The sequence below is a fragment of the Rhizobacter sp. P3_B12 genome (assembly GCF_056402895.1).
In genome coordinates, this window is the sequence record NZ_JBFUGN010000191.1 from 1 (window position 1) to 8,272 (window position 8,272).

Here is an 8,272-nt window from a genome sequence, read left to right on the forward strand (position 1 = left end):
TGCGCGCGTCGGCGAAGGTGCACACCGCCGTCGCGATCGCCTCGGGCCGCGGGTACAGCCGCACCGTCACCTCGGTGATGACGCCCAGCGTGCCCTCGCTGCCGACGAAGATGCGCGTCAGGTCGTAGCCGGCCGACGATTTCTTGGCCCGGCGCGCAGTGCGGATGATCTTGCCCTCGGCCGTCACGACGGTGAGCGCCAGCACGTTCTCGCGCATCGTGCCGTAGCGCACCGCGCTGGTGCCGCCGGCGCGCGTTGCCGCCATGCCGCCGAGCGATGCCTTCGAGCCCGGATCGATCGGAAAGAACAGGCCGGTGTCCTTCACGTCGGCATTCAGCTGCGAGCGGGTGACGCCGGCCTGCACCGTCGCGGTCAGGTCCTGTGCGTTGATCGTCAGCACCTCGTCCATCTCGGACAGGTCGATCGAGATGCCGCCCGCATGGCCGAGCACATGCCGCTCGAGCGACGAGAACACGCCGAAGGCGGTCACCGCGACGCGGTGCATCGCGCACAGCCGAACCACCTCGGCCACCTCTTCGGTCGTGTGGGCGAAGACGATGCCGTCCGGCATCGTCATGTCGATCGCCGACGGCTCGCGGCCGCACTGCTCGCGCATCAGGCGGCCGAGCTTGAAGCGCAGTCCGAAGGTGTGGCGCAAGGCATCGATCAAGGCCATCGGCGCACCTGTCAATGCGGGGACGGCAGGGTTCACAAAGTCAGTGGCGGAGTTCGCAAGGTCGATCATGGTGGTCCTCTCTGAGACGGTGGATGTGGCGCCTGTTGGCCGGCGCTGCGGTATGAACTGCGGGTACGAAATTTCTTGCAGCCATGCGGGTCACGCGCTCGCGCTCAGCAGGCGCACGCCGCGCCAGGCCGCGTTGCGCACCGCATGCCGGATGGCCAGGGTGGCGGCCGCCAGCACGCATTCGGCGGCCCGTGTCTGCTTGACGACGGTGGTGGCGCACACCGACACCGTGCGCGTGATCGAAGGCCGGGTGATCTCGACCACCGCGAGCTTCTTCTGCAGCACCTCGGTCTCGATGCTGGGCCACGAGAGGATCGTCGCGGCGATGTTGGCCGCGACCGCCTGCTTCAGCAGCGCCAGCGAGTTCATCTCGGCAATGACCGTCGGCGGCGACAGGCCCTCGCGCATCATCACGCGCTCGACCCGGTGGCGCACCCCCTGCTCCAGCCCGGGCAGCACCAGCTCGATGCCCTGCAGCTCGCGCAGCGTGATGACCTTGCGGCGCGCCAGCCGCGACTTCGGGTTCACGACGAGGAACAACCGCTCCTCCATCACGCGCACCATGTCGAGCCCTTCGAGGTTGCCGTCGTCGAACGCGATGCCCAGCATCAGCCGGCCGCTCTTGACCCATTCGAGCACCGTGYCGCTCAGCTCCTCGTAGATCTGCAGGCGGATCGCCGGATAGCGCGTGCGGACCTCGTTGAAGATGGGCAGCCCGAGCGGCGCGACCATGCACAGCGGAATGCCGATGCCGACATGCCCGGTCGGCTCGGTCGAGCAGCTGGTGACCGCATCGTGCGCATCGTCGGCATGCTTCAGGATGGCTTGCGCATAGCGGTACAGGTGCTGGCCGCATTCGGTCGGCGACACCCCGCGCGAGCTGCGGTTGAGCAGCAGGCTTTTGAACTCGTCTTCCAGTGCGGCCACCTGGTGGCTCAGTGCGGATTGCGCCACGTGCAGCACGCCGGCCGCGCGGGACAGGCTGCCCAGGTCCACGATGCGCACGAAATAGCGTAGCTGTCTCAACTCGATTTTCCTGTCCTCCTGGGTTGCGTTTCAGCGCTGGCGCGCCAGCGCGAGCCGCACCCGCGACCCGATCTGCGGTGAAGGCTGGCCGTTCGCGCCCTCCGAGGCAGCCGATGCGTCCAGGGCGTCCACCGGCTCGACGCGCAGCGCGTCGGCGAGCGACAGGTCGACCTGCAGCAGGTAGGGCTCGTCGCTGGCAAGGCAGTCGGCCACCGCGCGTTCGATCGCGGCGGCCGACTTCAGCCGGTGGATGCGCCAGCCGAAGGCGCGCGCGACCGCGGCGATGTCGGGCCGCTGGATCATCACGGAGGGCGACGCCGCACAGGCCGCGGCATTGCGCCGCGGATCGGCCAGCGGCGGCGGAAACACGATCAGCTTCAGCGGCCAGCCGTGGTCGTAGACCGACTGCAGCTCGTGCAGGGTCGGCAGCAGTGCATTCGCATCGCTCAGGCACACGACCGGCCGTTGCGGGTGCGCCGCCAGCACGCCGATCGCCGCCGGCAACGCGAAGCCCGGCATGCCGACACCGGTCGACACCAGCCAGCGGCCCGGATGCAGGTGCTGCAGGTGGCGTGCGCCGGCCGCCTGCGCCAGGCCGTCGTCGACGGTCACGACCGCCCCGAGCGCCGCCAGCGGCTCGCGCAGGGCCCGCAGCACCTGGTCGGTGATCGGCGTGCGCGTGCGCGGCCCGTTGACTTCATCGGCGAGCGCGGCATCGCGCCGCCAGCCGTCGATCGCCTGCCACCACGCGTGCCGCGGGGTGGGCCCGTCGCCTTCCGTCTCGGCCTGGCCTTGCAGGCTCTTCAGCCACTGCTGGCCCAGCCCCTTCAGCACCTCGCCACCATCGCCGACCAGCGGCGTGGCAGATGGCCAGACCTTGTTGATGCTGGTCGGATCGATGTCGACATGGATCAGCATGCCCGGCAGGGGCTCGCCGCGCGGCCAGGAGCGCTCGTCGATGCGGGCGCCGATGCAGACCACGACATCGGCGTGCCGCAGCGCGAGGTTCGCCACCGGGCTGCCCTGCTCGCCCAGGCAGCCCAGGCAGTGCCGGTCGCCGGAGGGCAGCGCGCCGAGTGCCGCCATCGTCAGCACGCACGGCAGGTCGGCCACCCGCGCGAACTCGGCCAGCGCCGCGCTCGCCGCGGCGCCGGAGCGGATCACGCCACCCCCCGCATACAACAGGGGCCGGCACGCCGCACGGATCTGCGCCACCGCGCGGACCAGCCGGCGATCCGGCGGCATCAGCGGCCCCTGGCCCGTGAGCACCGCGCCGACCACGGACGCGCCGGTGCGCCGCACCGTCACTTCGGTGCGCTGCACGTCGAGCGGCATGTCGAGCAGCACCGGCCCGCCGCGGCCGGCGCGGGCGATCTGCACCGCGCGGTCGACGATGGCCGCCGCATCGTGCGCCAGCGCCAGGTCGATGCGCCGGCTCCACTTCGTCACGGCGCGGGTGATGCCCAGCGCATCGCATTCGCGGAAGGCATCGGTGCCGATCAGCGCCGATTCGACCTGCCCGGCGATGCACAGCAGCGGCACCGAATCGGCCATCGCGCTCATCAGCCCGGCCACCGCCGCCGCGACACCGGAGCCGCCCGACACCAGCACGGCCGCCATCTGCCCGGTCGCCTTGGCATAGCCCTCGGCCGCGTGCACCGCCGCCCGCTCCTGCGACAGCCGCACGACGCGCACCCCGGCGCTCGTGCCGAGCGCCTCGCACAGCGGCGCGATCAGGGCGCCTCCGCTGCACAGGAAGAACATCGTCACGCCGTTGTCGATCAGCGCCTGGATGACCGCCTGCGAGCCGGTCTGCCAGCGCGCCGGCAGGCCGAGCCGGTGGGGCGTGGTGCGCTGGCCGTCGGGGGGAATGTCCACGGGCTCGGGAAACAGGGTGGCGTGAGGCTGGAAGTGCTGCATGCGGAGTTCTGCGCGCTGACAGACCAAGGGGAGCGAGACAAAGGGGGCGGGACGACAGCAGATGTCCAACGGGAGACAGCCAACAAGCCCGGGACAAAAAAACCGCCGGGTGCCAGCTTGCGTCTCAATTGCGGGGAAATCGTGCAGGCCGATGGGCCAGGGTCCCCGCGGCCTGCGGATGGGTGAATCCGGCGGCGCGTGATGAATGGATGCGAATGCTAGTGAGCTTTCGCGCAGAGGGGCATATCCAATGTCGATAGCGCCATCTGCCAAATCGATGGCTCGAGGCACGGCGGCTCAAGCTCGTGCAAGAAATTGCAGGCGCCATGACAACAGCCCCGGCGCCAGCATGCTGGCAACCGGGGCTGCGGGGTCCGCGCGAACGCGGGAAGGGACGCCGGGGCCTCAGCCCATGTGCAGGCCGCCGTTGACCGAGAAGTCGGCGCCGGTCGCGAAGCCGGATTCATCCGACGCCACCCACGCCACGATGGACGCGATGTCGTCCGGCGTGCCCAGGCGCTTGACCGGGATGCCGGCGACGATCTTGTCGAGCACGTCCTGGCGGATCGACTTGACCATGTCGGTGGCGATGTAGCCCGGCGACACGGTGTTGACCGTCACGCCCTTGTTGGCGACTTCCTGGGCCAGCGCCATCGTGAAGCCGTGCATGCCGGCCTTCGCGGCGGAGTAGTTGGTCTGGCCGAACTGGCCCTTCTCGCCGTTGACCGAGCTGATGTTGATGATGCGGCCCCAGCCCTTCTCGAGCATGTCGTCGATCACCTGCTTGGTGACGTTGAACAGGCTGGTCAGGTTGGTCTCGATCACCGCATCCCAGTCGGCGCGGCTCATCTTGCGGAACATGCCGTCGCGCGTGATGCCGGCGTTGTTGACCAGCACGTCGATCGAGCCCAACTCGGCCTTGGTCTTCTGGAACGCCGAGACGGTGGAATCCCAGTCGCCGACATTGCCGACCGACGCGTGGAAGTTGTAGCCGAGCGCCTTCTGCTCGTTCAGCCACTTGGTGAAATCGCGGCTCGGGCCGCAGCCCGCCACGACGRTGAAGCCGTCCTTGTGCAGGCGCTGGCACATCGTGGTGCCGATGCCGCCCATGCCCCCGGTGACGTAGGCGATCTTCTGGGTCATTTTCTTCTCTCCTGAAATAGGTGTGCAGACACCCGAGCGTCGTCGCGCCCGGGTGCGGCGTCAACCGGGGTTCGCCCTTGGCTCACCCTGGCTTAACTTTCAACGCTCGACCGTCAAGGCAACACCCATGCCACCGCCGATGCACAGGCTCGCGATGCCCTTCTTCGCGTTGCGGCGCTGCATCTCGTGCAGCAGCGTCACCAGGATGCGGCAGCCGGATGCACCGATGGGGTGCCCGATCGCGATCGCGCCGCCGTTGACGTTCACCTTGCTCGTGTCCCAGCCCATCTCGTTGTTCACCGCGCAGGCCTGGGCCGCGAAGGCTTCGTTGATCTCGAGCAGGTCGAGGTCGGAGGGCTTCCAGCCGGCCCGCTGCAGCGCCTTCTGCGAGGCCGGCACCGGCCCGATCCCCATGAAGGCCGGGTCGAGCGCCACGGTCGCGTAGCTCTTGATGCGCGCGAGCGGCGTCAGGCCCAGCTGGTCGGCCTTCTTCGCGGTCATCACGACCACGCCGGCCGCGCCGTCGTTCAGGCCCGATGCATTGCCGGCCGTCACGCCGCCGGCCTTGTCGAAGGCCGGGCGCAGGCCCGCCAGCGCCTCGGCATTGGTCTTGCGGTTGATGAACTCGTCGGCGGCGAACACGATCGGGTCGCCCTTCTTCTGCGCGATGCTGAACGCGACGATCTCGTCCTTGAACCGGCCAGCATCCTGCGCGGCGGCCGCCTTCTGCTGCGAGGCCAGCGCCAGCGCGTCCTGCGCCTCGCGGCTCACGCCGAACTTCTTCGCGACGTTCTCGGCGGTGATGCCCATGTGGTACTGGTTGTACACATCCCACAGGCCGTCGGTGATCATCGAATCGACCAGCTTCCAGTCGCCCATGCGCTGGCCGTCGCGCGAGTTCGGCAGCACGTGCGGGGCGAGGCTCATGCTCTCCTGGCCGCCGGCGATCACGATCTCGGAGTCGCCGTCGCGGATCGCCTGCGCCGCCAGCATCACCGCCTTCAGGCCGGAGCCGCAGACCGCGTTGATGGTCAGCGCCGGCACCGCCTGCGGCAGGCCGCTCTTGATGACGGCCTGGCGCGCCGGGTTCTGGCCCGAGCCGGCGGTGAGCACCTGGCCGAGGATGACCTCGTTGACCTGGTCGCCGCTGAGTTTCGCGCGCTTCAGCAGCTCGGCGATGACGGCTGCGCCCAGCTCGGGGGCCGGCGTCTTCGCGAGGGCGCCACCGAACTTGCCGACGGCGGTGCGGGTGGCGGCGACGATGACGATGTCGGACATGGGAGTCTCCTGTTGACGGGATTGAGGGCGGATGCTGGAGGGAATGTGGTGCGCTGCGGGCGCCGGGTCAAGCCTGCGCGCATCAGGCCTTTTGCTTCACATAGCGCCCGGGCGCCGGCTCGATCGGCTTGTGCCTGCGGCTGCCAGGGTTTTTCGGGGCCGCAAGCTGCTTGCCGGCGTGGCCGGCCAGCCAGGCGTCCCAGTCGGTCCACCAGCTGCCGGGGTGTTCCTGCGCGGCCGCGAACCATTCGTCGGCGCTGGCGGGTTGCGCTCCCTGGGCCTGGCCGATCCAGTGGCTGCGCTTCTTCTTGGCCGGCGGGTTGATCACGCCGGCGATGTGGCCCGAGGCGCCCAGCACGAAGCGCGTCTTCGCCTTCTTCAGCACCTGGGTGTTCCGGTACGCCGCGTCCCACGGCACGATGTGGTCCTCGCGCGAGCCGTACACGTAGGTCGGCATGTCGACGCGCGACAGGTCGAGCTTCTCGCCGCACACCGTCACGCGGCCCGGCTTCACCAGGTTGTTCTCGAGGTAGGTATTGCGCAGGTACCAGCAGTACATCGGCCCCGGCAGGTTGGTGCTGTCGCTGTTCCAGTACAGCAGGTCGAACGGCGGCGGCGTCTCGCCCTTCAGGTAGTTGCCGACGACGTAGTTCCACAGCAGGTCGTTCGGGCGCAGCGCGCTGAAGGTGGAGGCCAGCTCCTGCCCCTTCAGCAGCCCGCCGCCGTTCGGGCTGGCCGGGCCGAGCGTCATCTCGCGCAGCTGCACCATCGCCTCGTCGACGAACAGGTCGAGCACGCCGGTGTTGCTGAAATCGAGGAAGGTCGTCAGCAGCGTCATGCTGGCCGCGGGCTTGCGGCCGCGCGCGGCCAGCACCGCCAGCGCCGTCGCGAGGATGGTGCCGCCGACGCAGAAGCCGAGCGTGTTGAGCTTGTCGGCGCCGGTGATTTCCGTGACCACGTCGATCGCGCGGATGGCCGCGTCTTCGATGTAGTCGTCCCAGCCGAGGTGCGACAGGCCCGCGTCGGCATTGCGCCAGCTGACGACGAACACCCGGTGGCCCTGCGCGACCGCATGGCGGATCAGCGAGTTCTCCGGCTGCAGGTCGAGGATGTAGTACTTGTTGATGCACGGCGGCACCATCAGCAGCGGCCGCTCGAACACGGTCCTGGTCAGCGGCTTGTACTCGAGCAGCTGGAACAGTTCGTTCTCGAACACCACGCTGCCCTCGGTGGTGGCGACGTTGCGGCCGACCTCGAACACGCTCTCGTCGGTCTGCGAGACGTGGCCCTGCTGCAGATCCTGCACCAGGTGCTGCACGCCGTGCAGGATGCTCTCGCCCTGCGTCTTCAGCGCGAGCTGCAGCGCCTCCGGGTTGAGCGGCAGGTAGTTGCTGGGCGAGGCCGCCGCGACGTACTGCTGCACCGCGAAGCGGATGCGCTCGCGCGTCTTCTCGTCGCCCTCGACGCTGTCGGCCAGGCCCATCAGCGTGCGGGCGTTCAGCAGGTACAGCCGCGCGGTGAACGAGGCCATCGGGTTGTCGGCCCAGGCCGGGCCGCTGAAGCGGCGGTCGCCCAGCGGTTCGGGGGCGGGCCGGGCCGCGGCACCGTTCGACGGCGCGCCGGCGATGCTCTGGTTCCACAGCGCGCTCGCCTGCGCCATGTAGTCGGCCTGCAGCGCGCTGAGGGCCGGCAACGGCAGGCTCAGCCCGCTCATCGATTTGAAAACGTCACCGATCGTCGCGCCGAATGCATCGGCACTGTCGGGGGCCACCGCCGCTTGATTCTTCACAGGTCTCCTTGCCGGCCTCGCACGGGCCGCCGCCTTGGGGTCAGTTTCGGGTCACACTCTTCGCTTCGACACCAGCCGCCGAGCGGCCTCAAAAATGTACCTCGTCGCGATTGCCTGGATGTACGTGGTTGTCATGATGAGCATCGCCGAGGCGACCAGCTCGCAAGGCACCGTGCTCGGCGCGGTCTTCACCTTGCTGCTGTACGGCGTGCTGCCGCTGTCGATCGTGCTGTACCTGCTGGGCACGCCGTCGCGGCGGCGTGCGCAACGCCAGGCCGAAGCCGCCGCCGAGGCAGGCTCCCCGGCTTCAGCGCAACCAGACGGCAGCGGCCATCCGCCCGGTGATGCGGTCGCGCCGGAACGAAAAGAAC

The 8,272-nt window shown here is 69.3% G+C and carries 7 protein-coding genes; 1 reads left to right on the forward strand and 6 read right to left on the reverse strand.

The window, feature by feature from the left end; all coding sequences use genetic code 11:
• The 6 genes from AC1D01_RS12830 to phaC form a co-directional block, all read right to left on the reverse strand.
• Positions 1–676: FAD-binding oxidoreductase (locus AC1D01_RS12830; protein WP_477866725.1), on the reverse strand; the 676-nt coding region annotated here is incomplete at its 3' end.
• Between the two features lie 159 nt (positions 677–835).
• Complete coding sequence (locus AC1D01_RS12835; protein WP_477866727.1) at positions 836–1,771, reverse strand: LysR substrate-binding domain-containing protein; 936 nt, start codon at positions 1,769–1,771, stop codon at positions 836–838.
• Positions 1,772–1,801: 30 nt separating this feature from the next.
• On the reverse strand, positions 1,802–3,649 hold the full coding sequence (locus AC1D01_RS12840) for a thiamine pyrophosphate-binding protein (RefSeq protein ID WP_477866729.1): 1,848 nt from the start codon (positions 3,647–3,649) through the stop codon (positions 1,802–1,804).
• 447 nt (positions 3,650–4,096) lie between these two features.
• A complete protein-coding gene (gene phbB, locus AC1D01_RS12845; protein WP_477866731.1) occupies positions 4,097–4,834 on the reverse strand; it encodes an acetoacetyl-CoA reductase in 738 nt (245 codons plus the stop codon).
• A gap of 99 nt (positions 4,835–4,933) precedes the next feature.
• On the reverse strand, positions 4,934–6,112 hold the full coding sequence (locus tag AC1D01_RS12850) for an acetyl-CoA C-acetyltransferase (protein WP_047513561.1): 1,179 nt from the start codon (positions 6,110–6,112) through the stop codon (positions 4,934–4,936).
• 82 nt (positions 6,113–6,194) lie between these two features.
• Complete coding sequence (gene phaC, locus AC1D01_RS12855; RefSeq protein WP_477866735.1) at positions 6,195–7,826, reverse strand: class I poly(R)-hydroxyalkanoic acid synthase; 1,632 nt, start codon at positions 7,824–7,826, stop codon at positions 6,195–6,197.
• A gap of 169 nt (positions 7,827–7,995) precedes the next feature.
• Here phaC and AC1D01_RS12860 point away from each other — a divergent pair.
• The coding region (locus AC1D01_RS12860) for a hypothetical protein (RefSeq protein WP_477866733.1) at positions 7,996–8,272 on the forward strand (277 nt) is incomplete at its 3' end.